Here is a 795-nt window from a genome sequence, read left to right on the forward strand (position 1 = left end):
TTGTTCGTAGTAATGACTTCAGTCGTTCTTAATTGTTCGTAGTAACGACTTCAGTCGTTCTTAATTGTTCGTAGTAATGACTTCAGTCGTTCTTAATTGTTCGTAGTAACGACTTCAGTCGTTCTTAATTGTTCGTAGTAACGACTTCAGTCGTTATCCATCCATCCCTCTTTTCCCATCCCCACCCATGTACGAGTATCAAAAACTCACCCCCAACCAACGAAAACAATTAGTAATAGAACGGGTCGCAAAAGGATTCCCCCCTCACGCACCCCCTCATCCGATTGACCTCCAAACTTTTTATCTCCTAACTGCCGCCTGCTACCACCATCACCCCTACCTAACCACCCCCTTTCGTCGGCAACAATTACTCGATTTAATCTTCGAGTATTTCATCACCCACGGATTTGAAATTAGAGGTTGGGTGATTCTCCCCAACCACTATCATCTATTAGTTTATGTTCATCAATTTACCACTCTTGGTCAGTTATTCAAGTCAATTCATGGGATAACATCAAGGCAGTGGAACTTAGAAGATAAAACTGCAAAACGCAAAACTTGGTATAAATTTTCGGACCGGGCTATTCGCTGCGATCGGCATTATTATACTACCTTAAATTACATTCATTACAATCCTGTTAAACATGGTTATGTTCGGTCTCCTTATGATTGGACTGAAAGTAGTGTGGGATGGTATTTAGAAACTTGTGGTCGGGAACTGGTTGACTGACAAAAGTTAAGAATGAGGGCTGAAAGCTTTACATTCAGGGATTTTTAGCCTGGGGCTTGAAAAGA

1 protein-coding gene is annotated in these 795 nt (G+C 41.4%); it reads left to right on the top strand.

Annotation, left to right across the window (positions count from 1 at the left end):
* Positions 1-187 precede the first annotated feature (187 nt).
* A complete protein-coding gene (locus NG795_RS26805) occupies positions 188-730 on the top strand; it encodes an REP-associated tyrosine transposase (protein WP_367291663.1) in 543 nt (180 codons plus the stop codon).
* Positions 731-795: the final 65 nt, after the last annotated feature.

The sequence above is a fragment of the Laspinema palackyanum D2c genome (assembly GCF_025370875.1).
Taxonomy (GTDB): domain Bacteria; phylum Cyanobacteriota; class Cyanobacteriia; order Cyanobacteriales; family Laspinemataceae; genus Laspinema; species Laspinema palackyanum.